The organism is Natrinema amylolyticum (assembly GCF_020515625.1).
In the GTDB taxonomy this organism is placed as follows: Archaea; Halobacteriota; Halobacteria; order Halobacteriales; family Natrialbaceae; genus Natrinema; species Natrinema amylolyticum.
This window is the reverse complement of record NZ_JAIWPJ010000002.1, coordinates 358,167-383,002: the sequence shown is the minus strand read 5'-3', so window position 1 is coordinate 383,002 and position 24,836 is coordinate 358,167. Positions and strand designations below refer to the sequence as shown.

The following is a 24,836-nucleotide window of genomic DNA, read 5'->3' as shown; positions in this document are numbered from 1 at the left end:
GACCGAGAAACCGAATTCGAGGACGACCACCGACCCGCTCGAGACCGACCACGACGATGAGAGAGTCCCTGTCAGAGGCAGTTCGAACGCGAGCTCGCGCGTTGCTTTCGACGACGCGGTTTACCCAGTTCGTTGGCGTCGGGACCGTCGGTGCAACCGTCGATAACCTGGTCCTCGTGGCGCTCGTCGAGGCCACCGTTCTCGGCCCGATCGTCGCGAAGGTCATCTCCTGGGAACTCGGGATCGCGATCATCTTCGCGATCAACGAACGGTGGACGTTCGCGGACTACGGGCGGGTCGGACTACGGCCGTTGGGAAGGCGGTTCCTCCGCTCGAACGCGGTCCGGTTCGGCGGATTTCTGGTGACGATAGCCGTCCTAGGCGTGTTGGTCCGGCGGTTCGACGTCTGGTACGTTGCCGCGAACGTGATCGGGATCGGCGTCGGCTTCTTCGTCAACTACACCTGTGAGAGCCTCTACACCTGGCAGGTCCATCGGACGTAGCGGGAAAAACCCGCATACGGCTACCGGATCGCAACCCTTAACTAATGCACTCGGGTATGATGTGGTAGCGGGATGGGATAGCCAGGAGATTCCGGCGGGCTCATAACCCGCAGATCGGTAGTTCAAATCTACCTCCCGCTACTTTTCGACGCGAACAATAACGAGGAGCAAAGCGACGAGTGTCGTGAGCGTCGAAAATAGTATAGAGTAGATTTGAACCAGACGGCACCCGAGCATCGCGAGGGTGACGGCGAGGTTCAAATCTACCTCCTCCATTTTGACGTGAATAATACCAGCAAACGGAACGATGAGTCCCGTGAGCGGCGACCGTAGCGATAGTCAGTTCGACCGGACGCCACTCGAGCAGCACAGGTCACGGATCCGTTCACGGCCGCGTCGCTGCCGGTCCCGTTTCTTGCAGCCCGCTGTCGAGCCGGTTCGCTTCGGATCGAGTCTCGCGTTCGTCGAGAGTCAGCGACCGGTTTCGGTGCGAGTCGCGACATCCACAGCGTTCACTACAATTCTCACACCCTAAATAAACGGGACGAACGTTGATGGTCGTTTGTTCCGTGTGACGGACCATGACGCGAGACCGCGAGAGCGACCGGCCCGTTGCCGATGGGGGCCCCGAGTTCGTCACGGAGTGTCGGCCGGAGGAGTCGACGATAGAGGCCGTTTCACGGAGCGTCGCCGCAGTACGTGGGGTTTCAGAGGGGGATCTCGAGCCGCTCTACGAGAACGTCGACGTCGGGTCACTGGAAGCGATGATACGCCACGCTGAGGAACGCGGGCGGTCCGTAGACGTCGGATTTACCGTCGACGGGTACACCGTTCGTGTGAGCGATTCCAGGGAGATACGGATCGTTCCGAACCACTCCGAACGGAGCCTCAATCGGTGATCTCGATCTCGGTCCGATCGGCGAGTCCTCGGTCGGCGGCGTCCGTGCGAGCGACGCTCCCGCTGATCGCGTAGGTACCGGGATCGACGCGCTCCCACGCGTCGTCGGCCACCTGAATTCGCTGTGACCACTGCCGACGGAAGCGTTTGCGTTCGTTTCGGGCGAAGGAGAACGCGTCGGATCGGTCGGGAACCGATCGCGGGCACTCTGAGGCGTCGCGGAGGCCGTCGATGGCCCAGTACCAGCGGTTCGGCGAGTCGGTTCGAATTCGAATCGGAAACGGGAACCGATTGCGAAACTCGACGACGATGTCGACCGGTTCGCCGGCGTCGTACCGTCGTTTCTCGGTCGAGACGGTAACGTCGATCGCCCAGTGGCGCACCGCGACCGGCGCGAACGCGTGGCTGAACGCCGCCCAGTCGATCGTGCGCGGATCGCGGTCGTCGCCCGCGGCCGTCTCCGGAGCGAACGGGTCATCGTCCGCGCGCTCGAGCGCGTCGGAGTCGTAGATTCGTTTCATCGCTGCTCGTCTCGCGTCCGCCGATCGGCTCGAGTCGGTCGATCGGCCCGAGCAGGTCGGCCATTGCTCTCGTCGTCCGTCATGGGAACAGTTCTACTGATCATGTGCTGACGTTCGGTCCGCGTCGAACTCGGGATCGGCGTCGAATCGGTCGTCGAACCGGTGGCAAGCGATCGGGTGGTGATCCGAACTCCCCTGCAGTTCTGGCTCCGTCGTCTCGCAGGGCGTCTCGAACGCCGATGCGAGACGCCGTCGCGCCCCCTCGAGGTCGCCGACGGCGGCCGTCTCGAGCGCCGTCGAGAGGACGGCGTCGGCGTCCGAATCGCGGAGCCGCCGGGGAATGTCGTGGGCGTCGCGGATCGCCGCAGTGAGATCCGCCGCGTCGTCGGATCGCGAGCACAGCGCCTCGAGCCCCGCGTCGGCGTCCGCCTCGGCCAGACGGGTCCGGAGCGACATGATCCCGCGGACGGTCGCCGTCTCGAGGTCGAACGCCGCGGGCGGGATGACTTTCGGACAGCGAGTGTGGAACCGGCAGCCGGCGGGCGGATCGGTCGGCGAGGGGACCGACCCCTCGAGGACGATCCGGTCGCCCTCCCAGCAGGGGTCGGGTTCGGGGATCGCCGACAGCAGCGCTTCCGTGTAGGGGTGGGACGGGTCGTCGAAGACCGCGGCGGTCGGTCCGGTTTCGACGATCTCGCCGAGGTACATCACGGCCACGCGGTCGGCGACGTGCTCGACGACCGAGAGGTCGTGGGCGATGAACAGATACGAGAGGCCGAACTCGTCCTGCAGGTCGGACAATAGGTTGAGAATCCGGGCCTGTACCGAGACGTCGAGCGCGGAGACGGGTTCGTCGCAGACGACGAGTTCGGGTTCGACGGCGAGCGCGCGGGCGATGCCGATCCGCTGGCGCTGGCCGCCCGAGAACTCGTGGGGGTACCTGTGCGCGTGGTCGGCCCGCAGCCCGACCGTCTCGAGCAGGTCACGGACGCGCTCGTCGCGGCGGTCGGGCGGAACGATATCGTGGACCGCGAGGGCCTCGCCGACGATTTCGCCGACCGTCAGTCGCGGATCGAGGCTGGCCGTGGGGTTCTGGAAGACGTACTGGATCTCGGTCCGCAGCTCTCGGAGGTCGGCTCGGGAGCAGTCCGTGACCTCGGTGCCCCGATACGTGACCGAGCCGCCGGTCGGCTCGAGCAGCCCGAGGAGCGTCCGGCCGAGGGTCGTCTTGCCGCAGCCGCTCTCGCCGACCAGCCCGAGCGTCTCGCCGTCCCGGATCTCGAGGTCGACGCCGTCGACCGCACGGACCGTTTCGTCGCGCCCGAGCAGCCGATCGAGGACCCCGTCGGCGGTGGAGTAGTGGGTCTCGAGCCCCTCGGCCTGGAGCAGCGGGGCGTCGTCGGCCGTCATCGCGTCTCACCTCGATGATCCCGGTCCCCGGACTCCCGGTCGCGACGCGAATCGTCCGTCTCGTCCTCGCGCTCGTCGTCTCGCACCTGCACCTCGTACTCCAGCCCGTCCTCGAGGTCGCCGGTGTACTCGAGACAGGCGGCGAGGTGCGCGTCGGGGCCGGTATCGGCGGCCGGCGTCCTCGATTCGGACTCGACGAGCGGCGGGTCCCGCCGGGCACACGCCTCCTCGGCGTAGGGACAGCGCGGATGAAACCGACAGCCCGTCGGCGGGTCGACGAGGCTCGGCATCGTCCCGGGCACCGTCGCGAGGCGGTCGCGATCGTCGCCGAGGCGGGGAATCGACGCCAGCAGTCCGACGGTGTAGGGGTGTTTGGGATCGTAGTACAACTCTTCGACCGGCGCACGTTCGACGAGCTGCCCGGCGTACTGGACCAGCACACGATCGCACAGTTCCGCGACGACCCCGAGGTCGTGCGTGACGAGCTGGATCGCCGTGTCGGACTCCCGGGCGAGGTCCGCGAGCAATTCGAGAATGCCGGCCTGAACGGTGACGTCGAGGCCCGTCGTCGGTTCGTCACAGAGCAGGAGGGCGGGATCGCAGGACAGCGCCATCGCGATGACGACCCGCTGTTGCATTCCCCCGGAGAACTCGTGGGGGTAGTCGGAATATCGTGCGGTCGCGTCCGGGATCCCGACCCGCTCGAGGAGGGCGATCGCCCGATCGCGGGCCTCGCGGTCGGTGACGGCCTCGTGGGCGCGAATCGCTTCGGCGATCTGTTCGCCGACGGTGTAGACCGGATTGAGCGCGGCGTCGGCGTCCTGAAACACCATCGCGACGTCGTTGCCGCGGATCTCCCGGAGTTCGTCGGCCGAGCACTCGAGGAAGTCCCGCCCGTCGAACCGGATCTCGCCGCCGACGATCTCGCCGGGCTCGCGGATCAGGCGGAGGAGCGCGAGGGTGGCGACGCTCTTGCCGGCCCCGCTCTCGCCGACCAGTCCGACCGTCTCGCCAGCACGGATCTCGTAGCTGATGCCGTCGACGGCCCGGACCACGCCGTCGTCGGTGTAGAACTGGACGACGAGGTCCTCGACCTCGAGCAGCGCCATCAGCGCATCCGCCTCCGCTCGTCGCTCGCGTCCCGATGGGGATCGAGCGCGTCGTTGATGCCGTCGCCCACGAGGTTGATCGCCAGCACGAACAGGAAGATCGCGAGCCCGGGGAAGACCGTGACGTGCCAGTGACCCTGGACGAGCGAGTCCCGGCCTCGGGAGAGCATCGCGCCCCACTCGGCGGCCCCGGACTCCGGGCCGAGTCCGAGGAAGCCGAGCGCTGCCGCCGTGAGGACGACCGTACCGACGTTGAGCGTCGCCTGCACGACGACGGGCGCGATTGCGTTCGGGACGACGTGCCTGCGGACGATCGTTCGGTCGGGGACGCCGAGCGCCCTGGCCGCCGTCACGTACTCGCGTTCGCGGACGGAGAGGACTTCGCCGCGCAACAGTCTGGCGTAGCCGATCCAGCCGGTGACGACGAGCGCCACTACCAGCTTCCAGAAGCCCCGTCCGAGGATCGCGACGATCCCGATCGCGAGGACCAGGAACGGAAAGGCGTACAGCACGTCGACGACTCGCATGATGATTTCGTCGACCCAGCCGCCGAAATAGCCGGCGATCGCGCCCAGCGGAACCCCGATACACAGCGCCAGCGAGACGGCGATGAGGCCGACACTCAGCGTGTAGCGGCCGCCGACGAGCACTCGAGATAACTGATCGCGGCCCGCCCAGTCAGTGCCGAACGGATGGTCCCACGACGGCGGGGCGTTCGTCGGGCCGACGAACTGTCGGGCGGGATCGTACGGAGCCAGCGACACGGGCTGGAGCGTGATCGTGTACTCCGCCGTCGAGACCTCGATCGGGCGAGCGAAGACCGCGAGCAGCGCCATGACGACGATGATCGCCAGCCCGACCATCGCCGTTCGATTCCGGTGGAACCGGTGCCACGCCTCCTCGAGGCGGCGGCGTCCCCGTCCCTCGGACGTTCCCATCGTCGCCGTCGGTGAGTCGGCGTCATCGCCGCTCGAGTCCGCGTCTCTGCGGCCCGCCGAGTCTGCGTCTCCGCGGCCGTCCGACTCCGCGTCGTCGAAGCCGACGATGTGAATCCGGCCGCGGTCGGTGGTCGGTGGTCGGTCGCTCATGAATTAGTATCGAATGCGCGGGTCGAGTATCGCGTAGACGACGTCGACGAGCAGGTTCGCGAGGACGATCGAGACGCCGATGAGCAGGACGGCGGCCTGAATGACCGGGTAGTCTCGCTCCAGGATTGACCGGACCAGCAGCCGCCCCATGCCCGGCCAGGAGAAGATCTGTTCGACCACGACGGCGCCGTCGACCAGGAACGCGAGTTGGAGACCGGCGACCGTCACGACCGGGAGTAAGGCGTTTCGCAGGACGTGTTTCAGGATCACCGTCCGCTCGCGCAGTCCCTTCGCGCGCGCGGTCCGAACGTAGGCCGCGTCGAGTTCCTGGAGCATCGACGACCGCAGTAGCCGGGTGACGAGCGCGGCCGAGGCGGTTCCGAGCGTGATCGTCGGCAGGACCATGAACTTCGCCATCGCGAGGCTCGCCAGCGGCGCGTCCGGCGGGATCACCCGAACCCAGCCGAGTCGGACGCCGAAGACGAGCAGGAGGACGAGCCCGAGCCAGAAGTTCGGCGTCGCGATGCCGGCGAGTGCGGCGAGCCGACTGAACTCGTCGGCCGGCTCGCCGCGCCTGACCGCGGCGACGATGCCCGCGGGGACGCCGATCGCGAGCGCGAGCAGCCACGCGGCCCCGCCGAGGGCGAGCGTCGCGGGCAGCCGCCGGCCGACGGTCGCCGTGACGCTTCGACCGGTGATCGGCGATTCGCCGAACTCGAGGAACAGTGCGTCCCGCAGCCACAGCAGGTACTGTTCCCAGACCGGTCGGTCGAGATGGTACTCGGCCCGGATCGCGGCCTCGGTGGCGGGACTGACGTTCCGAAACCCGACGAGGGCGTCGATCGGATCGCCCGGGAGCGCGTGGATGAACGAGAACGTCAGCGCGGAGACACCGAGCAGGACCGGAACCGTGACCGACAGCCGCGTGAGGACGTAGCGACCGAGCGACATTGATGAGTGAGTCAGTCCGAACGGACGTATTCGTCGGCGATTCGTTTCTGGAACGCCTCGTCGGTGTACGCCTCGAGCAGCGGCGAGATCGGCGTGTAGGCCGGTCGGCCGACCCCGTGATACACCTCCTCGACGATCCGCTCGCGCGGAATCAGCATGTTACAGCCCCGCCGAACGGCGTCGCTGGAAAACGGATCGCGGTAGCACGGGTAGATCAGCATATCGAACCCGCCGCCGACGTGGCGATCGACGCCGTACGCGTCGTCGGCGTCCAGATCCGCGAGACTCGCCGGCGGCACGCCGTCACTGAAGTCGATATTTCCGGCCTCGAGTGCGCCTTGTCGCGACGCCGTTTCGGTGATGATCTCGAGTCGCACGGTCTCGACCGGTGCCGTCGCCGGGACCGTCTGCGAGCCCTCGAACCAGTAGTCGTCGAACCGCTCCAGTCGACAGTCGTCGCCCGCTCGATAGTCGGCGAACCGATAGGGCCCGGTTCCGATCGGGGTCGACTCGAGGTCGAGGTCACCGTCGATGGCCGCCATGGGGACGATCGGAAGGTCGAACAGTCGCCGTTCGAAGGGGCCGTACTCCCGCCAGCAGTCGATGTCGATCGTGTAGTCGTCGACGATCTCGCTGCCGTCGTACCAGTCGAAGACGTCGGCCTCGCGCGCTTCGCCCTCGTAGCGTTCGAACGAGCCCTTGACGTGGGCGGCGGTGAGCTCCTCGCCGTTGTGAAACCGGACGCCCTCTCGGAGGGAAAACCGGTAACTCGTCGCGTCGAGTCGCTTCCAGCCGTCGGCCAGGACCGGCTGCACCGTCCCGTCGAAGTCGACACCGGTAAGCCCCTCGTAGACGAGCTGTGTCGCCTGACTCGAGGCGGTGTCGTTCATCGACACGGGATCGGTCGTCGAGATGTCGCTCCCGAGATCGCCGACGAACTCGTCGGTCCCCTCGAGCTTCGTGAAGACGTCCGCCCAGGGGGCGTACACCGCGTTGTACGTTCCCGTCTGGAGCGGATATGCCTGCCAGCCGCTGACGGCGTCGGCGTCCCAGACGTGTGCCGCTTCGCTGAATCGAACGACCGAGACCGGCGAGTCGGCGACCAGCCGCTCCTGTAGCCGCCGGTAGATCTCGACCCGTTCGGCGGTGACCGTCTCCTCGAGTCCGCTGTCGATGTACTCGTCGACGGTCTCGTCGGCGTAGTGGTTCACGTTGAGCCCACCGGGCGTGTGGCTGTCCGAGTGAAACAGCATGTTGACGTAGTCGTCGGGATCCCAGCCACCGGTCCAACTGACGATGAAGAGGGCGTTTTCGCCCTCGTCGGCCGCTGCGGTCAGCAGGTCGAGATAGGTCGTCCACTTGTATTCCGCGATCGAGATATCGAAGAAGCCGGTGTCCTCGAGTTCGGCCGCGAGGAGTTCAGCGAAGCGGCTTCGCTCGGTGCCTTCGGTGACGGCGATCGTCGTTTCGAACGGCGGCTCGATGCCGGTCGCCGCGAACCCCTCCTGAATCAGCTCCTCGGCCGGGCCATCGGCTTCGACACTGTTGCTGCGAATACAGCCGGCCAATCCGGCGATTCCGGCCGTACCCACGCACTTCAATAGCGAACGCCGCCGTAACGGACGGCGTTCATCCGGCCCGACGCGATTCCCTGACATCGGTGTAGGATTCAGATCGTGACGATATATTCCTTGTGATAGGTAGACACAGGCCAGTACGAAGGCCGAGTATATCGGCCGAAAACCGACGAATTACCGACGCTGCTTACTGATCGCCTTCCTCGTCGACGATGACGACCTCGCCGTCGACGACGTCGACGTTGATCAGCGTCTTGACGTCGTAGTCGGCATCAGCGACCTTGTTCTCCCCGCCGACCTTCTTGATAACTGCGACGGTATCGACGACCTCCGCGCCGATCTCATCGAGCGCGGCGAGCACCGAGGCGAGCGTGCCGCCCGTCGAGAGGACGTCGTCGAGGACGAGCACGCGCTCGCCCTCGCGAACGTCGTTGATGTACATCTCGTTCTCCGAATAGCCCGTCTTCTGGGAGATCGCGACCTCGTCGTCGAGGCCGTACTGGCGCTTGCGGATGACCGTCAGCGGAATGTCGGTCATCAGCGAGACGGCAGTCGAGATATGAATGCCCATCGCTGCGGGGGTGACGATCCGGTCGACCTCGTCGAGTTCCGCCTTTCGGATGATCCGAATGACGATCTCGCGCAGGAGTGTCGGGTCGAGCTTCGGGACGCCGTCGCTGATCGGATGGACGAAGTAGTGATAGCCGTTCTTCTCGATGATCGGCGCCTCGAGGAGCGACTGCTTCAACTGATCCATGTCGTCGGTGGGACGGTAGCGGAGTAAAAGTTGACGATACGACCGAGACGATTGTGGAACGAGAACGAATCACACTCCATCTCGGTTCGGGCTGGCCGACTGACCGTCGGACTCTCCCCCGCAGTAGATGCAGTGGACGCATCGGCCCCGCACATCGGACGCTGAGCCTTACTCGTCGGTCCCGTAGCTGAGCTCGGGCGGCTGGTCGCCGTGGCCGAGGCGCATGTTCCGCTCGTGGTAGATGTGTGCGACCGCGGTCAGCGTAAACGTGACCGCGATGACGGCCGTCCAGGTCAGGCTCGACAGGGCGATCAACGGATAGATTTCCAGCCAGAGAGCGGCGACGAGCGCACAACTGATCGCGCCCAGCGAGAGGTACAGCTCCCGCCACGCGAACTCCCGACCGGGAACGATCTCGAGGTAGACGCTGATGTCCCGGGTTCGCTCGGTCGCCTGGATGACGCCCTGATCGGAGTCGAATCGGAGGATACCGATCCCGTCCATCTTCGGGAGGTGCGTCTGCTGGAGCGTCGTGTAGACCCGCTTTCGCTGTTCGGGCGTGACTCCCTCGAGCGTCGTCTCGTACTCCCAGGCGGCGACCTGTTGGGCCAGGTCGCCGAGTTCGACCGGGCGATCGTCCTGCTTGAGATACTGCAGGACGTAGCGACGTCGCTGGTTCCGCAACACCTCGAATATTTCACCTTTGGAGAGCTGTTCGTCGGTATCGGCGTCCTCGGCACCGTCGCCGGTATCGGCACTGTCGTCGACGGTATCGGCACCGTCGTCGCCGGTAGCAGCGTCCTCGGCATCGTCGGCGGTTCGGTGTCGTTGCGCCACCTCGATCACCTCGAAGTGCCGGCCGACGCCGCTATCCCGGGAACTGATAATTCCGATCGTCTATCCATTATCCCGGTCGGACGAACCCCACCCATATAATTCTCCTGACGCACTCGGGATACAATTAACTATCTGTCACGTCCGCGGTCAGGACCGCCGCGATCGAGTCGGCGATTTCGCCGCCCAGTCCCGCTTTCGACCCCTCGTACCTGGCGGCGTCGGTCGCGTGGACCAGCAGGGCCGTCGTCCGCTCTGCGCCCATCACGCTCGCGTCGTTCGCGACGACGAATGCGAGGTCGGCTCGCTCGAGCGTGTTCCTGGCCTGCTCGATCATCGCGTCCTCGTCGCCGGAGGTCTCGGTCTTGAAACCGACGATCGGGAGGTCGGGATGGGCCGAGCGAATCTCGTCGATGAGCTTCGGCGTCGGCTCGAGTTCGAGCGTGAGATCCTGGCCCGAACGGATCTTTGCCTCGCTCGTGTCGACGGTGTAGTCGCCGATCGCCGCCGCCGAGACGAGCGCGTCGGCGTCTTCGCAGGCCTCGCGCGTGGCCGCGAGCATCTCGCTCGCGCTCTCGACGTCGCGGACGTCGGCGTAGGGCACCTCGGGACCGTCGTGGACGAGCGTCACGTCCGCCCCGCGGACGTAGCAGGCTTTCGCGACGGCTCGTCCCATCTTCCCCGACGAGCGGTTCGTGATGACCCGGACGGGATCGATCGACTCGCTGGTCGCCCCGCTGGTGACCACCACGTGCTCGCCCTCGAGCGGCCGATCGCCGGCCGCGCGGGCCGTATCACAGACGATCGCCTCCTCGCTGGCGATCTTGGCCTTCCCCTCCTCGATCCGGGGATCGACGAAGTCGACGCCCCACGCCGTGACGGTGTCGATGGCCTCGAGCACGCCGGGGTGGTCGTACATCGGTTCGTGCATCGCGGGCGCGATGACGATCGGCGTGTCGGCACCGAGCGCGGTCGTCGCGCACGTCGTCACGGGCGTGTCGTCGACGGCACCGGCGATCTTGCCGACGGTGTTGGCCGTCGCCGGTGCGATCAGGAGCACGTCCGCCCAGCCGTCGTACCCGCAGAGATCGACATGTTCGACGCGTCCGGTGATCTCCGTAACGACCTCGTTCTCGGTCGCGAACTCGACGGCCCAGGGGTGAATAATCCCGCCTGCGCTGTCGGTCATCACCCCGCGAACCGCGGCCCCCTGCCGCCGCAGTTCGTGGGCCAGTTCGACCGTCTTGACCGCCGCGATCGACCCCGTGATCCCGAGCGCGACGTTGACTCCCTCGAGCATGTGAGTGTCACTTCGGATGGGGTGCCTTTAGGGTTACTGCCACTGGGGGTTCCGTCTCCCACAGCGCGGACCGAACGACGGCTCGAGCCGCGGCGAGACCGGACTGTTCGTCGCTCGGACTTCTTAATTATCGGTTGTGAAAGATGAAAGTCACCCAAAGCGATTATTCGTCGCAGTCGAAAATACGGCTAATGCGATTTCGTCGGCTCCAATCGGACGAGACTGCGGTCTCGGCAGTGATCGGAACGGTATTACTCGTCGGGATTGCGACGATCACGATGGCGATCCTCGCGGCGGCGATTCTCGGTGTCGGACTCTTCGAACAACCGCCGGACGCGGAGTTGGTTTATCAGGAAGACGAGGACGGAACCGTCGCGATCGGCCTCATCGACGTTCGAGGGCTGACCGCGGACAATACCGAAATCCGACTCGAGGGCGAAGGGAGCTGTGGCAATTGGGACGGGAGCGGCGACCTCGAGCGAGGAGATGTCACAGTCGTCGACGGGGTCGACTGTTCGGAACCGCTCGAGGAAAACGACGTGTTACAGGTGATCGGCTCCAACCTGTTGCTCGGGACGTACGAGCTACGCGGCAGGGCATACAACTGCGACGCGTTCACCGGCGCGTTCAATGACGGGAGCGAGATCACGGTCGACCGAGGCGAACCGGTCTCGTGTGATTTCGTCGATACCGACGGCGGTCGGTTGGATAACCAACTGGAGATCAACAACGAGACGAAATTGATCGGTGACGTGAACGTGACTCAGAGCGTCGATCTCAAAGACGGAGACATCGTCGGCGACATCGACACCGACGACCTGCTCACGCTGCGAGACGGCTCGGATATCGACGGCTCGGTTCGAAGCGGTCCATCGAAAGACGTTATCCTCGAAGTCGAAACGGGTGAGACGAGTACGATTACCGGGGACATCGAGGGAGGCCGGGACGCGATAATCAAAGACGACAACGTCGTCGAAGGCTCCGTAACGGTCGATAGAAACGTCGAGATCAAAGACGGGGGCGAGATCGGCGGCTCGATCGACGCCGGACGGCAGGTAACGCTCAAATCGAACAGCTACGTCGGCGGCCCCATCGACGCCGACGACGACGTGACCGTAGAGCAAAACGGTTTCGTGGACGATAGCATCGACACGGCCGGCAACGACGTGACTCTGGAGGAGGACGCGACTGTCACGGGAGACGTCACCGCGGACTCGATCACGTGCAGTTCCGGTGCGACGATCGACGGTGAAGATTGCGACGACTACGCGAGCTAATCCAGCACGTCTGAGGGCGACACCCGACTTTCTTCGCGCGGGTCCGCGAGCGCCTCGAGCGAGACGACGAGCCCCGCGCCGACGAGGACGAGCCCGCCGGAAACGGCGAAGGCGACGAGGTAGCCGACGCTCGCGGCCCAGCCGCCGAGAATGCCGCCGAGACCGCCGCCGATCGCGCCCAGGGCGACGTAGGCCCCGAGGATCTCGCCGCGGGCGTTAGCCGGCGCGAGGCGGGTAACGATCGCCGTCCCGATGACTGCGATCCCCGCCCAGGTGACCCCGAGGAGGGCCAGCACCAGGCCGGCAACGCCGAACGCGACGGAGACGCCCAACCCCGAAATGACGAGTATTGACGGGAACAACACCCCTCTGGCAGCGAGCGCGCCAGACTGCAGTCGACGGACGTCGTATCGCGCCGAGAGCCGCCCGGCGGCCTCGTAACAGGCCGCCGACCCGAGGCTCGAGGCGAGATAGAGCGCGAAGACCTGACTCGAGTCGAAGCCGGCGTCGGTCAGGAACAGCGGGAGGGGTGCCCAGAAGGCCGCGGAACCGGTAAAGAAGAAGAGGCCGGCGACGAAGTACGTCGTCAGCGCCGGATCGAAGCGGTCGGCGAGCCGTCGTGGATCGATGCCGCGCGTCGTCCAATAGAGGCGGTTCGGCGAGAACACGAAGGTCGCGCCCTTGACGCCGCGACCCGAATTCGCGAGGAGGCGCCCGACTCGTCGGACGGCGCGCTCGTCGGTGACGTGGGCCGACGGTGCGGGCCGCGGAAGGGTCCGCGCCGCGAGGACCGCGCTCACGCCGGCACAGGCCGCGAGGACCCAGAACAGCGTCCGCGTCACCGCGCCGGGCGCGAGCAGCCGGCCGCCGACGAACGGCCAGACCGTCCCGAGGACGAGGCCGCCTGCCCAGCCGTACCCCTGATACTTGTTCACTAGTCCGATCCGCTCGCTCCACGCGGACTCCGGCGTGTCGTCGACGACGAGCATCGTCAGAACCGGCCCGACCGACGAGACGAACAGCCAGAGGACTGCGTTCGCGACGATAACGGCCGTAATCGACGTCAGAAAGGGAATCGCAGCGAGCGACCCGGCGACGCCGATCAGGGTCCCGAGCACTAGCGGCCGGCGACTGTCGACCCGATTCGCCACGCGCCCGAACGCGATCGCACCGGGCGCGCCGACGACGGCCGCCGTCGCCGCCAGGATTCCGAGCTCTACCGGTGCTGCACCGAGCGAGACGATATAGAGCGGGACTAACAGCGATGCGCCGCCGAAGGCGATCGAGCCGAGTCCCCAGGCGGCGAGCCAGCGGTCCGTCATTACCGTCTCGTCGGCCGCGAACGGGTAAACCGTGGTGATATTCGTGACCGAGCCACCGAGACCCGCAATCGAATCGGATGGCCGACTCGAACCGGCGGCGGGATCGCCGCCGGTGTCAGAACACCGCTACGAAGCCACCGAAGAGGCCGAGCGTAACGAGGAGTCGGCCGAGACTCCCGAGGAACGTCGCCAGCGCGAATTTCGGGTAATCCTTCTCGAGGACGGCGAAGGCGTAGATCGAGATGGTGTCGGGAAAGAAGGGGACGGAGAGGGCGATCGCGAGTCCGCCGTAGCCGTATCGCCGCGCCAGCTGGACGGAGCGTTTCTCCGACCACGCCAGCACGTCCCATCTGGACTGGCGCAACCACCGGGTTATCGGCCCCGAACGTTTGACTTCCTGTCCAATATGGAACGCGAACACGCTGCCGGCGGCCTTGCCGGTCGCGCTCACGAGCATGATACTCGAGAGCCGCAGCCACTGGGGGAACCCCAGATCCAGCGGTGCGAGGAGGACGACCTCGCTGGGGCCGGGCAGGACGAACGCGATCAGAAACGAGTAGACGAAGACGATTCCCATGCCGGCCCAGCCGGTGGCCGACTCGACGAGCGCCTCGCCGCTCCCGACGAGGAGACCGATTACCGGCTCGAGCACGAGCAGCGCTGCCGGAGAAAGGATGCCGTTCATTGCGGGTCAGATAATCGAGTGTTCCACGTTCGTTCGGACGTTCGTCCGGCCGTCAGTTGCAGGGAAGTACGTCCGGTCGAGACAAGGCCGATCATCACGACCCCCACGTCCACCGCGCGTCGAGTACGTATCGATACACGCCGCTGAGAGCGATCGCGATCCCGTTGGCGACCAGATACGGCAGGTGAACCCACTCGACGAAGCCGAAGAGGACGCCGATCTGGATCGGTATCGCCGTCCCCCGGACGACGTTCGTCTTGAGTAATCCGACGAGATACTCGCCGGTACCGGTGTTCTGTGTCGCCCGAAACGTCCACGCGTTGTTGAGCACGTACGAGAGAACGATCGTAATCTCGATGGCGATCACTGCACCGACCAGATAGTGTAATCCGACGCTGTCGACGAACGCCCACAGCAGCACGATCTGGACCCCCGCAGCGACGGTCCCGACGATGGCGAACCGTCGGAGTTGGCGCGCGAACGGTCCGTCGACGAGACTGCGGAGGAACGATCGGATCATCTATCGGTAGCCCAGTGCCGACAACCGCGCCTCGAGGTCCTCGTCGACGTCCTCGTCGTCGGCTGCCTCGGAGTCGTGATCCCGTATTGCGTTCGCGTGGGCCGTCACGATCGGTGCGAGCGAGTCGATCACGTCCCGTTGTTCGGGCGTCGGATCGGTCGCGAGGTTCGTTTGCTGCAGCGGATCGTCGGGTCGATAGTACAGTTCGGTCTCCTCGGCCTCGACGTTTTCGATGTAGGTCCAGTCCCGGTCGCGGGCGCTGACGAGGAGTTCGCCGTCCGCGAGCGATCGCGGAATCGGTTGTTTCGTCACCGATTCGTCCCGGACGGTGACCGAGACGACCGGATCGTCGACGGGCGACTCGTCGCCGACGATGCTGGGAACGAGCGTATCGCCGGTCCACGACGCCGGCGCCTCGACGTCCAGTAAGTCGGTCACCGTCGGGGAGACCGAATCGAGCCCGACCTGTCCCTCGACTCGGCCCCCGTCGGAGCCGGGAACGTCGACGATGAGCGGGACCTGAATCAGTTCGTCGTACAGCTTCGGATAGTGGGCGAGGTGGCCGTGTTCCTGGAACTCCTCGCCGTGGTCGCCCGCCAGAATGACCGCGGTGTCGTCGTCGTGGTCGTTCGCCGAGAGCGTCTCGAGGAGCCGTCCGATGCTCGCGTCGACCTGTCGGACCGCCGCCTGATAGAGCGTTCGAAGGTCCGAGAGGGTTCGATCGCTGACGCCCAACCCCAGTCCGGTCCGGGTGTGGGCGAGCAACATTCTGTGCGTGCCGACCCGGTTGTCCGAGACCTCGCGGATGTAACGAGGTGCGGGGACGTACGGCGTGTGAGCGTCCATGTAGTGGACCCAGAGGAAGAACGGCGACGACGTCTCCTCGACGAACTCGCTCGCGGCGTGCTCGACGTCGAACATCCGCGACGTGTCCAGAAACGGCCGGTCGTCCGTCTCGCCGCGGAGCCACGACCCGGCGCGGCGGACGGGCGAGGCGGCCAACTGGAGCCAGGCCTCGACGGTCGGATGCGTCGCGAGGTAGCGACTGTAGACGCTCGAGCCCACGTTCGCGACGAACGATTCGAACTCGTCGAACCCGTCGTCGTACCCCCAGTGGGTCGTGAGAAATCCGTTCGCGGCGTTGAAGCCGCCGGTCGCGACGTCCGCCTCCGAGACGACCTCCGCGAGCGTCGGGGATTCCTCGACGCCGATCCGTCCATTATCCGCGAACACGGGGCGGGAGGACAGGATCGACGGAAACGAGAACGGCGTCCAGTTGCCGGTCGCGAAGGCCCGGTCGAAGACGGTCCCCCGGTCGGCGAGAGAGTCCAGTACCGGCGTGTGACGGTCGGCATCGTACGGGCTGATCGCGTCCGCCCGCAGCGAGTCGACCGTGACGAGTACAACGTTCGAAACCGATGTGTCAGTTCCCATTCTTGTCCAGTTCTCCTGCCGGATACCGTCGGTTCGGCGTCCCGATTCGGTTCCACCGAGCGACGCCGAGCGGAGCGCCGAGCGTCGGCCCTACGCCGACCCGTACGGACTGGTAGAACACGAAGTTGTGGTCGAATCGGTTAGTTATCGAAATGAGGGTTTCGGTATTGTCGAAATGGTAGAAGTGTGTTGATATGACGCCGCCTCGAATACGTTCAGTACACGTTAATATAATATCATATAGGTAAATTCATACCACCTCTAACAGTATTTATTTGCTAACGACGCTTCGCGAATCGGTCGAGCCGATCACACGAGGACGCTATTCGCAAGGCGTACCGAGCCCGTCGGGCGAATTCGCCGGACGCAGGACCGACAGTATAAGTCATCCCTCGTCTATGTCCCGATATGCGTGTCGCGATTCTCGCTCACGAGAAGTTTCCCGACCGAGCCAAGACCGCCCTCGGCGTCCTCCGGTACGCCGACCACGACGTCGTCGCCGTACTCGACCGAGCGAACGAGGGACGGCGCGTCGCCGACTTCGTCCCCGACGTTCAGGACGCACCGATCGTCTCCGGAACGGCGGCCCTCGAGTCGGACGCCATCGATACCCTGCTGATCGGCATCTCTCCGATCGGCGGGGAGTTCGACGAGAGCTGGCGGGCGGACGTGCGGACGGCCCTGGAGTACGGCTGTGACGTGGTATCTGGCTTACACTACTTCCTCGCGGACGACGAGGAGTTCGCCCGGCTGGCGGCCGAAAACGACTGCGAGATCCGCGACGTCCGGAACCCGCCGGCCGATCTCACGGTCGCCGACGGCGTCGCCGGCGAGGTCGACGCCGAGGTGATCCTCACCGTCGGCACCGACTGCTCGGTCGGCAAGATGACGACGACGATGGAGCTCGCCCGCGACGCTCGCGCTGCCGGTCACGACGCCGCCGTAATCCCGACCGGCCAGACCGGGATCATGATCGAGGGCTGGGGCAATCCGATCGATCGCGTCGTCAGCGACTTCACCGCGGGCGCGGTCGAGGAGATGATCGTAGAGAAGGGCGACGAACACGACTACCTGTTCGTCGAGGGACAGGGCAGCATCGTTCATCCGGCGTACTCGCCGGTCACGCTGGGAATCCTCCACGGCTCGATGGCCGACGCGCTCGTGCTCTGTCACGAGGCCGGCCGCGAGGAGATCCACGGCTACGAGTCCTTCTCGCTGCCGTCGCTCCCGATGTACATCGATCTCTACGAAGACGTCGCCGAACCGGTCGCGGAGAGTCAGGTCGTCGCCGGCGCGCTCAATACCGCCGGCCTCGAGGACGACGCCGAAGCCCGCGAGGCCGTCGCGGAGTACGCCGACGCGATCGGCGCGCCCGCGACCGACGTGATCCGCTTCGAGACGGACGAGTTGCTCGAAGCGCTACTCTGAGATGGCCCTCGAGACCGCATTCGAACGGCGCTCGCTCCCCCTCGAGTACCCCTTCGGGATCGCCCGCGGGACGACGACCGAGACCGAGGTCGCGTTCGTCCGGATCGAGGCCGACGACGGGACGACCGGTATCGGCGCTGCCGCGCCGTCGTCGCACTACGGCGAGACGGCGGCGACCGTCGGAGCCGTCCTGCCCGAGCTTCTGGCGGTCGTCGAGGAGGTCGGGGACCCCCATCAGCTCGAGCGGATCGAGCGTCGCATGCGCGAGACGGTCCGGCGAAATCCGTCGGCCCGCGCGGCAGTGAGCATCGCCCTCCACGACCTCGTCGCGAAACGGTTCGACGTCCCGCTCTATCGGTACTGGGGACTCGATCCCGCGGAAACGCTCGAGACCTCCTACACCATCGGTCTCGACGACCTCGAGACGATGCGGGAGAAGACGGAGACGGCCGTCGACCGAGGCTACGGGCAGCTGAAGGTCAAGCTCGGGACCGACCGCGACCGCGAGATCGTTCGGACGATCCGGTCGGTCGCGCCCGACGTCGACCTGTTCGTCGACGCAAACGAGGCCTGGACGCCCCGCGAGGCGGTTCGGAAGATCGATCGGCTCGCCGAGTTCGATCTCGCGTTCGTCGAACAGCCGGTCCCGGCCGACGATCCCGAGGGACTCCGGTTCGTCTACGAGCGCTCGACGCTCCCGATCGCCGCCGACGAGTCGTGCATCACGCTCGCGGACGTTCCGCGGATCGCCGACCGCTGTGACATCGCGAACCTGAAACTGATGAAGTGTGGCGGCCTGCGGGAAGCCAAACGAATGATCGGCGCCGCTCGCGCCCACGGCCTCGAGGTGATGTGCGGCTGTATGACCGAATCCAACGCCTCGATCGCGGCGGCCTGTCACCTCGCGCCGCTGCTGGACTACGCCGATCTCGACGGCTCACTGCTCCTGGCCGACGATCCCGCTGACGGAGTTCCGATGCCCGACGGCCGGATCGATCTCGACGGCCTCGAGCGCCTGGGAACGGGCGCCGTCCTCGAGTCGTGAGGGGCGGATCAGTTCGCTCGCGAATCGCACGTCGTTTCTTTCGGTTGCTGTATTGTCGCATTCATATTATTATATCTAGAGTTATTTGAGGTTCCAGCGGAAACGGGTCGGCAGTCGCGGTCCACAGCGAGCGAACTCCACACATGCCACTCGACTCATCCCACGGTGCCCGGACGGACGAGGCCGAGACGACGGTTCCCGAGACGACGCCTCGTCACGTGCTGATCGTCGAAGACGACGAGGACCTCGCGGAACTCCTGTCCGTCTGGACGCGAGCGTGCTTCGGCCGAGACGCACGGATCCGCGTCGCGCATTCGGTCGCCGACGGCCGGGCGCAACTGGACGCTCAGGGGACGCTCGACGTGGTACTCCTCGATCGACGATTGCCCGACGGTGCGGGGCGCGACCTCCTCGATTCGATAACGAACCGGTTCGACGCGATCACGCTGATGATCACCGCGGTCTCGCCGGAAAGCGACATCATCGATATCCCGATCGACGACTACCTCGTCAAACCGATCGACGAGGAAACGCTCGTGACGAAACTCTCCCTGCTCGAGAAACTCGACGCGGCCAACGCCTTGGAGCCCTACACCGACTCCCGGAAGGCCAGCCTGCTCGAGTTCCACCTCGACGCGCCGAAGGAGAACCCGCTGTTCCGGCGCTTCGCGGCCAGGTGGTCCTACGACCGCCTCGAGATCGCGGTCGTCGACGGCCGCCCGGTCGTCTACGAACTGTATACTGGCGGTCGGCGGGCGGGCGACGACGATCGCGAGGTCCACGTCTCGATCGCCGGAACGCTCGCAGCGGCCGTCGACCCGCTGCTCGAGGCGGGAGAGATCGAGCCGGTCGGCGAACTGCTGCCGTCGGGCGACGGCTTCGCCTGGATTCGGGCCAACGGTACCGGTCCGATCGAGTCCGACGACGGCGCGATCGCGATCTACGGTTTCACCTGCGAGACGCCCGAACGGTACGTCACCGACGACGGCGGACCGCCGGCCGGCACGACCGGTCGCGAACTGACGAGCGTCCTCGAGTCGGCGTTCGACTGAGGGGGCGTCTCCACGTCGACCGAGCGGTGGGCCGATTCCGGCGGCTATCACTCCGAGAGACTGTCAGTCCGGCCGGCAACGGGGTTTCATACCAGCGGTCGGTGTGGATCGTGCTGGTATGTACGACAGTGACGGCGACCGAAACGTGTCCCGACGGGCGCTGCTGCAGGCGTCGGCCGGGACGGTCGCGCTTTCGGGCATCGGCAGTGCGCGAGCCACCGGGGAGACGGGAGACGCCGCGGTCGTCCCCCGGTTCGACGAAGACTGTCCGGAGGCTACCCTCGAGCCCGGGATGACCCACTGCGAGGGGGCGAGTGCGGAGGGCTGTGCTGACGATCACCCGGCGACGATCGAGCTCCGATCGGCGGTCGCCGACGCCCTCGAGACGCGGTATCCCGACGTAGACGCGCTGATTGACGCGGGATACAAACCGTACTTCGACACGCTCGAGACGGGCGACGACAGCTGGTCGCACTGGCTCAGCCCGGAATTCATCGGCGACGACGAGCTCCTGACCCCCGAACGGCCGGAATCGGTCCTCGTCGACAACCAGTCGTGGCGGTCGATCGGCGTCATGTTCATCGCGACGAGCGAGGGGGAGCCGGTCGAGCCGCCGGCGGTGTACGGCGCGGACGACGCCGAGCAACTGTGTTCGCCGTGGCACGCCCACACCGGACTCCCCGGCCGGTTCGCGTGGTGGTTCTATCAGCAGACCTACGAGCGCGATTTCGCCGACGGCGACCTCGAGTTCCCCTGTCGAACGCCCTGTATGCTCCACGTCTGGACCGTCGACCATCCCGAGAGCGTCTATGCACACGACGCGCCGCCCCAGGAGAACCGCGACCTGCCGCCCGCTGACGACCCCGATTTCGACACCGACGCGGTCCCCGGCGAGGACGAACTCGACTGGGGCGCACTGCCGGAGGACGTCGTCCCCCAGCGGACGCCCGACGATTTCTCGCTTCCGGCTCCCGTCGGTACCGATCTGGACCTCTGGTAGCGACCGGGTTCGGCATCCGATCACTGCAGAAGAGCTATCTCTCGAGGGCCTTCTCGAGACAGGTCGCCGAAGCCGGACAGAGATCCGCGAACTCGGTCGTTCGCCGAATACTCGCGGGAACGGTCTCCCGATCGATCGCTTCGTACCCGCGTCGTCGAAAGAACGCCGATGCGGTCGTCGTCAACAGGTACAGCGTCTCGACGCCGTTCGATCGCGCTCGGTCCTCGAGCGCGTCGCACAGCGCCGTTCCGTACCCCTGCCCGCGGTTCGGTTCCGTGATCACCACCGACCGGAGCAGTGCGTTCGACCCGCGTGTTTCGAGGCCACCGATGCCGACAAACGCACCCTCAGAGAACGCAGCGAAGAAACACTCCGGCTTCGATCGCACGTCCCGATACGGGAGGGAATTGGCGTCTAATAGTGCTTCGATGCGGCCGAGATCCTCCGGCTCCGCCTTCCGAACGGTTATCGAAGTGTCGGTCATACGGTCTCCTCGAACGCCGAGAGCAGTGATCGGTTTCGACGCTGCCGAACGAGCCGCGGTCGGTTCGGCGACGGGGAACGACGGTTAACTCGAGTCATCGATCTGTGTCTGAGCGATCGTAATCCTGACCCTTCCGCCCAGCTCAAACGAGAAGCCGCCGCAGTCGGAGACGCAGCGGGCGAGTCTCCAGGCTCGTCGCACACCGAAGACGAGACCGGCGGCGATCGTGAGGGTGACGGCGGCGGTCAGCGGCCGGCTCACGGCCCAGAGGAACAGGAGAAACGCGGGGACGAGAGCGTAGCCCGCGAGTATGCTCTCCAAACTGGGTCGATCAAAGACTGGGCGATTTCGTGGGTCGAACGGTGGTCTGGACATCGAGCAGTGTGTGGGGTATTCGTGATAGTCGTGGCGAAGCCAACGGTACGTTCCGCGACGGGTCTCGCTCTCGGCGACCGCGGTCGTCCGAATCGATGTGCGCGTGCCGTTACGGTGCCGGCTTCTCACCCTCGATCGTCGCCGCGACGACGTAGTCGCTCACGTCGCGCTCGTCGTCCCAGTCGCGGATGAACGACTCACTGTCCGCTTTCGGCTCGATCGCGACGTCGGTGAATCCGGCGTCGGTCAGCATCGCCTCGAGCGCGGGAATCGACGACGCACCGCCGACGCACGCGGCCACCGAGGCCGGATCAGTCCGGACATCGGCGGGTAGCTCGGCGGTCAACACGACGTCCGAGACGGCGAGGCGACCGCCCGGTCGCAGGACGCGATACGCCTCGCGGAACACCTGCGACTTGTCCGCCGAGAGGTTGATGACGCAGTTCGAGACGATCACGTCGACGGACTCGTCAGCGACCGGTAGGTGTTCGATTTCACCGAGACGGAACTCCACGTTCGTCGTGTCGTTCGGGTCGATGTTCTCGCGGGCCGTCTCGATCATCTCTGGCGTCATGTCCACGCCGATGACGCGACCGGCCGCGCCGACCTCCCGCGCCGCGAGGAAGCAATCGAATCCGCCGCCGGAGCCAAGGTCGAGGACGGTGTCCCCCTCCTCGAGACCGGCGATCGCGGTCGGATTACCGCATCCGAGGCCCAGATTCGCGCCCGGAGCGATGTCTCGGAGGTCGTCGTCCGAGTAGCCGACCTCGGACGCCCGTTCGATGGCCGTATCGCTACCGGACCCAGCGTCGCCACAGCACGACGACGATTCCGTCGCAATACGTGCGTATCGGTCCCGCACGGCGGTGCGCCGTTCTCCGGCATCGAGCGGGTCGCCGTCCGTCTCAGTTGTAGGGTCGTCCTCAGTCATCGTCGGGTGATCTCGTGTCGTCGAGGACGCGGAGCAGCCGTTCCGCGCGCGGCGTCGCGGTGTAATACCGCCATCGCCCCTCTTTTCGCCGCTCGACCAGTCCGGCGCTGAAGAGCTTCGAGAGCGCTTGACTGACGGCTCCCTGGCTCACGCCGAGCGCTGGCTCCAACTCGCAGACGCACACGGCGTCGTCGCCCGCGGCGATGAGTCGGAGCGCTTCGTAGCGGGTGTCGTTACCGAGGGCCGCGAGCGTCTGAACGTCGGCAGCGACCGCTCGGTCCGTCAGTGAATGCTCGACCGAGCAACAGTCCGCCGTCTGCGGCCCTTTCGCCTCAGTCGATTTGGTATCGGTCTCTCGCCCCTCCATCTTAGCAATAGCTAATATTAGTGTCCACTAATATAGTCGTTACGGACGCTGCGGTGACTGTCCAGAAAGAGTACATCGACGGCTCGCTATGCAGACGAGAATCCCCGCAGCAATTCGACAGCCGGTCTCCGCGAGTCAGAACGCGGACCTCACTCGAGCCAGTCCCTGATCGCGGCCGTGATCCGATCGGCCGCCTCGTCTGGCCCGTACTCGTCGGTGTCGACCTCAAGGTCAGTGTCGGGTTCGTCGAACTCCCGATAGACCACGTGAACGCCCTGCTCGTCGATCGGCTCCGCCCGACGGCGATTGCGCTCGAGGCAGGTCTCGAGGCTCGCGGTCACGAGGACGAACCGAACGTCGCCCAGCGTCCGAAATCGCGTCTGCCACGCTCGCTGATAGAACGTGCCGTCGACGAGCGTGATCCCTGCGTCGGGCGCGTCGGCGACCCGCTCGGCCAGTTGCTCGTAGGTTCGACTCGAGAAGTCGTCGGAGTGGACCGACCGAACCGGCACGTCCCGCGCCGCGAGCCGACCGCGGACGCGGGCCGCGATCGTAGTCTTGCCCGCGCCCGGCGGCCCGCAGATGACGGCGATCACGGCCGTCGGTAGCCGCCGCGGGCATACCAAAGGCGGGGATGTCGATCGTCGACCGAGGCCGCTCGCGCGTTCAGATCGACGTCGACCGCGCCGTTCTCGTGGGGAGTTCCGCGAGACACTGTCGACAGTAGGTGTAGAAGAAGTCGTTCTCAGTCCGGCAGACGGGACACTGCTGTCGCGTCGTCTCGGATGTAGTCGACATGAGTCGCGGTTAGGAACAGGGATGGATAGTCACGAGGCCCACGTCTGCAAGCCGCCGGCGTCGGTCTCGCGAGAGCGGCGCTCTCACTCGTTTTCCCACTCGATGGCCTCGCCGCGGCTCGACTCCCGGAGGATGAACGGCCCGATCGCGAGCGTCCGCTTCGCGACGGTCGCGATCCGCAGGATGAAGGAGATCAACAGGAGAAACGGGGCGACGGCGACGGTCGACGCCAGCGCGACGATCCAGACGACGGTGTCGATACCGAGCACCGATCCCGCGACCGCGCTCGCATTGAAAAAGAGGATCATCGACAGCGTCACGACCAGCGCGGGAACGGCGACGTACATCATCGCCCGCGAGAGGTTGATCAGTTCCCACTGGAAGTACATCGTCTTGAAGTGCTCGCGGGCGAGGCCGAACAGCTCCAGTGACTCGAGTAAGTCGGCGGCGGCCTCGCGAGTCTCGTCGGAAAACGACTCCCCGTGGACGTTCTCGATCCGTCGCAGCCGAAAGATTTTCCACGAATAGTTGTAGTCCAGCGCCGCCTTGAGCACCTCGTACGTCCCGAACTGTGCGTCCTCGAGTTGGTCGCGGACGGCGTCGGCGTGGGTCGTGAGGTTGTCGACGAAGTCGTCGACCCGCTCGACGAGGTCCTCGTCGCGGCTCTCGGCGACGGCGTCGCGGAAGTCGGTCGCTCGGTCCTGAGACGTGGTGACGATCGCCTCGATAAACGAGGACGGTTCCGGCGGACTGATCGGTGCGTCGATCGACTCCTCGACGTCCTTCCGAAACTTCATCGCGCCGGAGAACCGCCTGCGCTGGTCCTCGACGGCCCCCAGTTCCTGAGAGAGCACCAGCGAGTTGATCGCGATCACGAGCGTGACGCCCGTGATCAGTGCGGTCACGAGCGCCTGAAAGACCGTCTCGATCGGATCCCGCGTCCCGATGAGCGACTGCAGCGAGACGGGGCTGAGGCGAGCGGCGACGAGCAGGCCCGCGAAGACGATCAGCATCAGGAGGGCGGTGACGAGCCACCGGTTCGCGTTCAACAACAGCCAGTGTTTCCACGTCGGATCCGTCCCGCGTTCGACCATCGTGTCGCCGGGCTGGGACCCGTCACCGCTCATGGTTCGGCTCGGACGATACCACACCGCCTCGGAAATAGCTACG

At 65.9% G+C, this 24,836-nt stretch carries 27 protein-coding genes and 1 tRNA gene; 8 read left to right on the top strand and 20 right to left on the bottom strand.

The window, feature by feature from the left end:
* The first annotated feature begins 56 nt into the window (after window positions 1–56).
* From LDH66_RS12170 to LDH66_RS12160, 3 genes are all read left to right on the top strand, one after another.
* On the top strand, window positions 57–503 hold the full coding sequence (locus tag LDH66_RS12170) for a GtrA family protein (RefSeq protein WP_226481343.1): 447 nt from the start codon (window positions 57–59) through the stop codon (window positions 501–503).
* 66 nt (window positions 504–569) lie between these two features.
* Window positions 570–644 (top strand) — tRNA-Met (locus LDH66_RS12165).
* Between the two features lie 440 nt (window positions 645–1,084).
* The gene (locus LDH66_RS12160; protein ID WP_226481342.1) at window positions 1,085–1,402 is read left to right on the top strand and encodes a HalOD1 output domain-containing protein; all 318 of its coding nucleotides are present in this window, start codon (window positions 1,085–1,087) and stop codon (window positions 1,400–1,402) included.
* On the opposite strand, the gene LDH66_RS12155 is transcribed toward LDH66_RS12160, so the two are convergent.
* The 9 genes from LDH66_RS12155 to coaBC form a co-directional block, all read right to left on the bottom strand.
* Window positions 1,392–1,922 (bottom strand): DUF7974 family protein, encoded by a 531-nt coding sequence (locus LDH66_RS12155; RefSeq protein ID WP_226481341.1) that lies wholly within the window; start codon window positions 1,920–1,922, stop codon window positions 1,392–1,394. The two genes, LDH66_RS12160 and LDH66_RS12155, sit on opposite strands and share 11 nt — an antisense overlap.
* Before the next feature lie 93 nt (window positions 1,923–2,015).
* Window positions 2,016–3,332, bottom strand: a complete 1,317-nt coding sequence (locus tag LDH66_RS12150; protein WP_226481340.1) for an ABC transporter ATP-binding protein — start codon at window positions 3,330–3,332, stop codon at window positions 2,016–2,018.
* Window positions 3,329–4,441 (bottom strand): ABC transporter ATP-binding protein, encoded by a 1,113-nt coding sequence (locus tag LDH66_RS12145; protein ID WP_226481339.1) that lies wholly within the window; start codon window positions 4,439–4,441, stop codon window positions 3,329–3,331. The genes LDH66_RS12150 and LDH66_RS12145 overlap by 4 nt, the downstream gene beginning before the upstream one ends.
* Window positions 4,441–5,529 carry an ABC transporter permease gene (locus LDH66_RS12140; RefSeq protein ID WP_226481338.1) on the bottom strand — a complete coding sequence of 363 codons (1,089 nt, stop codon included), beginning with the start codon at window positions 5,527–5,529 and terminating at the stop codon, window positions 4,441–4,443. Before LDH66_RS12140 ends, LDH66_RS12145 begins: the two co-directional genes overlap by 1 nt.
* Window positions 5,530–5,532: 3 nt before the next feature.
* The gene (locus tag LDH66_RS12135; RefSeq protein ID WP_226481337.1) at window positions 5,533–6,480 is read right to left on the bottom strand and encodes an ABC transporter permease; all 948 of its coding nucleotides are present in this window, start codon (window positions 6,478–6,480) and stop codon (window positions 5,533–5,535) included.
* An 11-nt stretch (window positions 6,481–6,491) separates the two neighbouring features.
* Window positions 6,492–8,072 (bottom strand): ABC transporter substrate-binding protein, encoded by a 1,581-nt coding sequence (locus LDH66_RS12130; protein ID WP_226481336.1) that lies wholly within the window; start codon window positions 8,070–8,072, stop codon window positions 6,492–6,494.
* A 172-nt stretch (window positions 8,073–8,244) separates the two neighbouring features.
* Window positions 8,245–8,814, bottom strand: coding sequence for a hypoxanthine/guanine phosphoribosyltransferase (gene hpt, locus LDH66_RS12125; RefSeq protein WP_226481335.1), 570 nt, complete (start codon window positions 8,812–8,814; stop codon window positions 8,245–8,247).
* Window positions 8,815–8,982: 168 nt separating this feature from the next.
* Window positions 8,983–9,660, bottom strand: coding sequence for a DUF7344 domain-containing protein (locus tag LDH66_RS12120; protein ID WP_425492940.1), 678 nt, complete (start codon window positions 9,658–9,660; stop codon window positions 8,983–8,985).
* Window positions 9,661–9,775: 115 nt separating this feature from the next.
* Entirely contained in the window at window positions 9,776–10,948 is a 1,173-nt protein-coding gene (gene coaBC, locus LDH66_RS12115; RefSeq protein ID WP_226481334.1) for a bifunctional phosphopantothenoylcysteine decarboxylase/phosphopantothenate--cysteine ligase CoaBC, read from the bottom strand.
* A gap of 191 nt (window positions 10,949–11,139) precedes the next feature.
* On the opposite strand from coaBC, the gene LDH66_RS12110 reads away from it, so the two are divergent.
* Window positions 11,140–12,225 carry a polymer-forming cytoskeletal protein gene (locus tag LDH66_RS12110; RefSeq protein ID WP_226481333.1) on the top strand — a complete coding sequence of 362 codons (1,086 nt, stop codon included), beginning with the start codon at window positions 11,140–11,142 and terminating at the stop codon, window positions 12,223–12,225.
* Here the strand turns inward: LDH66_RS12110 and LDH66_RS12105 are convergent.
* The 4 genes from LDH66_RS12105 to LDH66_RS12090 all read right to left on the bottom strand — a co-directional run bounded on the left by LDH66_RS12105 (window position 12,222) and on the right by LDH66_RS12090 (window position 16,186).
* Window positions 12,222–13,547: an MFS transporter gene (locus LDH66_RS12105; protein ID WP_226481332.1), complete on the bottom strand. Its 1,326-nt coding sequence runs from the start codon at window positions 13,545–13,547 to the stop codon at window positions 12,222–12,224. The two genes, LDH66_RS12110 and LDH66_RS12105, sit on opposite strands and share 4 nt — an antisense overlap.
* A 115-nt stretch (window positions 13,548–13,662) precedes the next feature.
* Window positions 13,663–14,232: a YqaA family protein gene (locus LDH66_RS12100; RefSeq protein WP_226481331.1), complete on the bottom strand. Its 570-nt coding sequence runs from the start codon at window positions 14,230–14,232 to the stop codon at window positions 13,663–13,665.
* 94 nt (window positions 14,233–14,326) lie between these two features.
* Window positions 14,327–14,752, bottom strand: coding sequence for a GtrA family protein (locus LDH66_RS12095; RefSeq protein WP_226481330.1), 426 nt, complete (start codon window positions 14,750–14,752; stop codon window positions 14,327–14,329).
* A complete protein-coding gene (locus LDH66_RS12090; protein ID WP_226481329.1) occupies window positions 14,753–16,186 on the bottom strand; it encodes a sulfatase in 1,434 nt (477 codons plus the stop codon).
* 408 nt (window positions 16,187–16,594) lie between these two features.
* Between LDH66_RS12090 and LDH66_RS12085 the strand changes: the two genes are divergently transcribed.
* The 4 genes from LDH66_RS12085 (at window position 16,595) to LDH66_RS12070 (ending at window position 20,711) form a co-directional block, all read left to right on the top strand.
* A complete protein-coding gene (locus LDH66_RS12085; RefSeq protein WP_226481328.1) occupies window positions 16,595–17,614 on the top strand; it encodes an N-acetyltransferase DgcN family protein in 1,020 nt (339 codons plus the stop codon).
* Window position 17,615: 1 nt separating this feature from the next.
* Window positions 17,616–18,659, top strand: a complete 1,044-nt coding sequence (locus LDH66_RS12080; protein WP_226481327.1) for a dipeptide epimerase — start codon at window positions 17,616–17,618, stop codon at window positions 18,657–18,659.
* Window positions 18,660–18,802: 143 nt separating this feature from the next.
* Window positions 18,803–19,711 carry a response regulator gene (locus LDH66_RS12075; protein ID WP_226481326.1) on the top strand — a complete coding sequence of 303 codons (909 nt, stop codon included), beginning with the start codon at window positions 18,803–18,805 and terminating at the stop codon, window positions 19,709–19,711.
* 118 nt (window positions 19,712–19,829) lie between these two features.
* Window positions 19,830–20,711 (top strand): hypothetical protein, encoded by an 882-nt coding sequence (locus LDH66_RS12070; protein ID WP_226481325.1) that lies wholly within the window; start codon window positions 19,830–19,832, stop codon window positions 20,709–20,711.
* 34 nt (window positions 20,712–20,745) lie between these two features.
* Here the strand turns inward: LDH66_RS12070 and arsN2 are convergent, their stop codons facing one another.
* From arsN2 to LDH66_RS12040, 7 genes are all read right to left on the bottom strand, one after another.
* The gene (gene arsN2 / locus LDH66_RS12065) at window positions 20,746–21,195 is read right to left on the bottom strand and encodes an arsenic resistance N-acetyltransferase ArsN2 (protein WP_226481324.1); all 450 of its coding nucleotides are present in this window, start codon (window positions 21,193–21,195) and stop codon (window positions 20,746–20,748) included.
* 84 nt (window positions 21,196–21,279) lie between these two features.
* A complete protein-coding gene (locus LDH66_RS12060) occupies window positions 21,280–21,516 on the bottom strand; it encodes a hypothetical protein (RefSeq protein WP_226481323.1) in 237 nt (78 codons plus the stop codon).
* A 163-nt stretch (window positions 21,517–21,679) separates the two neighbouring features.
* A complete protein-coding gene (gene arsM, locus LDH66_RS12055) occupies window positions 21,680–22,501 on the bottom strand; it encodes an arsenite methyltransferase (RefSeq protein WP_226481322.1) in 822 nt (273 codons plus the stop codon).
* Complete coding sequence (locus LDH66_RS12050; RefSeq protein ID WP_226481321.1) at window positions 22,494–22,868, bottom strand: ArsR/SmtB family transcription factor; 375 nt, start codon at window positions 22,866–22,868, stop codon at window positions 22,494–22,496. The genes arsM and LDH66_RS12050 overlap by 8 nt, the downstream gene beginning before the upstream one ends.
* A 149-nt stretch (window positions 22,869–23,017) precedes the next feature.
* A complete protein-coding gene (locus tag LDH66_RS12045; protein WP_226481320.1) occupies window positions 23,018–23,464 on the bottom strand; it encodes an AAA family ATPase in 447 nt (148 codons plus the stop codon).
* A 70-nt stretch (window positions 23,465–23,534) separates the two neighbouring features.
* The gene (locus LDH66_RS22960) at window positions 23,535–23,666 is read right to left on the bottom strand and encodes a DUF7577 domain-containing protein (protein ID WP_264182379.1); all 132 of its coding nucleotides are present in this window, start codon (window positions 23,664–23,666) and stop codon (window positions 23,535–23,537) included.
* Between the two features lie 83 nt (window positions 23,667–23,749).
* Window positions 23,750–24,793 (bottom strand): DUF7972 family membrane protein, encoded by a 1,044-nt coding sequence (locus LDH66_RS12040; protein WP_226481319.1) that lies wholly within the window; start codon window positions 24,791–24,793, stop codon window positions 23,750–23,752.
* Between the last annotated feature and the right edge of the window lie 43 nt (window positions 24,794–24,836).

Coding starts and splice junctions, on each gene's coding strand:
- LDH66_RS12095 (WP_226481330.1), bottom strand. CDS start 14,752: ATGATCCGATCGTTCCTCCGCAGTCTCGTCGACGGACCGTTCGCGCGC.
- LDH66_RS12160 (WP_226481342.1), top strand. CDS start 1,085: ATGACGCGAGACCGCGAGAGCGACCGGCCCGTTGCCGATGGGGGCCCC.
- coaBC (WP_226481334.1), bottom strand. CDS start 10,948: ATGCTCGAGGGAGTCAACGTCGCGCTCGGGATCACGGGGTCGATCGCG.
- LDH66_RS12140 (WP_226481338.1), bottom strand. CDS start 5,529: ATGAGCGACCGACCACCGACCACCGACCGCGGCCGGATTCACATCGTC.
- arsM (WP_226481322.1), bottom strand. CDS start 22,501: ATGACTGAGGACGACCCTACAACTGAGACGGACGGCGACCCGCTCGAT.
- hpt (WP_226481335.1), bottom strand. CDS start 8,814: ATGGATCAGTTGAAGCAGTCGCTCCTCGAGGCGCCGATCATCGAGAAG.
- LDH66_RS12080 (WP_226481327.1), top strand. CDS start 17,616: ATGGCCCTCGAGACCGCATTCGAACGGCGCTCGCTCCCCCTCGAGTAC.
- LDH66_RS12150 (WP_226481340.1), bottom strand. CDS start 3,332: ATGACGGCCGACGACGCCCCGCTGCTCCAGGCCGAGGGGCTCGAGACC.
- LDH66_RS12070 (WP_226481325.1), top strand. CDS start 19,830: ATGTACGACAGTGACGGCGACCGAAACGTGTCCCGACGGGCGCTGCTG.
- LDH66_RS12050 (WP_226481321.1), bottom strand. CDS start 22,868: ATGGAGGGGCGAGAGACCGATACCAAATCGACTGAGGCGAAAGGGCCG.
- LDH66_RS12100 (WP_226481331.1), bottom strand. CDS start 14,232: ATGAACGGCATCCTTTCTCCGGCAGCGCTGCTCGTGCTCGAGCCGGTA.
- LDH66_RS12040 (WP_226481319.1), bottom strand. CDS start 24,793: ATGAGCGGTGACGGGTCCCAGCCCGGCGACACGATGGTCGAACGCGGG.
- LDH66_RS12135 (WP_226481337.1), bottom strand. CDS start 6,480: ATGTCGCTCGGTCGCTACGTCCTCACGCGGCTGTCGGTCACGGTTCCG.
- LDH66_RS12155 (WP_226481341.1), bottom strand. CDS start 1,922: ATGAAACGAATCTACGACTCCGACGCGCTCGAGCGCGCGGACGATGAC.
- LDH66_RS22960 (WP_264182379.1), bottom strand. CDS start 23,666: ATGTCGACTACATCCGAGACGACGCGACAGCAGTGTCCCGTCTGCCGG.
- arsN2 (WP_226481324.1), bottom strand. CDS start 21,195: ATGACCGACACTTCGATAACCGTTCGGAAGGCGGAGCCGGAGGATCTC.
- LDH66_RS12145 (WP_226481339.1), bottom strand. CDS start 4,441: ATGGCGCTGCTCGAGGTCGAGGACCTCGTCGTCCAGTTCTACACCGAC.
- LDH66_RS12105 (WP_226481332.1), bottom strand. CDS start 13,547: ATGACGGACCGCTGGCTCGCCGCCTGGGGACTCGGCTCGATCGCCTTC.
- LDH66_RS12110 (WP_226481333.1), top strand. CDS start 11,140: ATGCGATTTCGTCGGCTCCAATCGGACGAGACTGCGGTCTCGGCAGTG.
- LDH66_RS12090 (WP_226481329.1), bottom strand. CDS start 16,186: ATGGGAACTGACACATCGGTTTCGAACGTTGTACTCGTCACGGTCGAC.
- LDH66_RS12075 (WP_226481326.1), top strand. CDS start 18,803: ATGCCACTCGACTCATCCCACGGTGCCCGGACGGACGAGGCCGAGACG.
- LDH66_RS12085 (WP_226481328.1), top strand. CDS start 16,595: ATGCGTGTCGCGATTCTCGCTCACGAGAAGTTTCCCGACCGAGCCAAG.
- LDH66_RS12170 (WP_226481343.1), top strand. CDS start 57: ATGAGAGAGTCCCTGTCAGAGGCAGTTCGAACGCGAGCTCGCGCGTTG.